Origin of the sequence: Parasutterella muris, assembly GCF_009767915.1 — a bacterium.
Lineage (GTDB): Bacteria > Pseudomonadota > Gammaproteobacteria > Burkholderiales > Burkholderiaceae_F > Parasutterella > Parasutterella muris.
The window spans coordinates 1-495 of record NZ_WSRP01000119.1 but is presented as its reverse complement, the minus strand read 5'-3'; the positions used below and the strand labels follow the sequence as shown (position 1 = coordinate 495).

At 43.6% G+C, this 495-nt stretch carries 1 protein-coding gene; it reads left to right on the top strand.

All coding sequences use genetic code 11. The features are described from left to right. Positions 1-315 precede the first annotated feature (315 nt). Positions 316-495: DUF4372 domain-containing protein (locus E5987_RS12830; RefSeq protein WP_237178855.1), on the top strand; the 180-nt coding region annotated here is incomplete at its 3' end.

Here is a 495-nt window from a genome sequence, read left to right as displayed (position 1 = left end):
GTATGTATCGCCGGAGGAGTTCAAAGGCAGCATGTGATTCCGGATACCGATTGATATCCGGCTAGTTAGATAATAAAAGTGAGCGCAAAAACCGCTGCGTTAGGGGAGATTTTGTCTTTCAGCTACGCTTTCAGACAAAATCTCCCCTAACGCATAGGAAAATACAATAGGAAATAGCTGAGTTTGTTGCATGTAAGGTAGAATCTAAAGGAATCCTATTTGTTCTACTACTTTTACGAGCTAACTGTCGCAGTCTATGGGGTTAGTTCATTTGTGGGGTACTTAAACTTGTCGTTTGACAAACGGAGCACTAGCTTGCAAAGATCAACGAAATCTATATTTGCTCAACTAGTCCAGCTCATGGGCGGGAAAATTGAGTTTCAAAACTTGGTCAACAAGTACCAATCTGACAAGGGGACTAAGGGCCTTACAACGTGGGGCCAATTTATTGCCATGCTCTTTTGTCAGCTCACAGGCGCAGGCTCATTGCGAGAG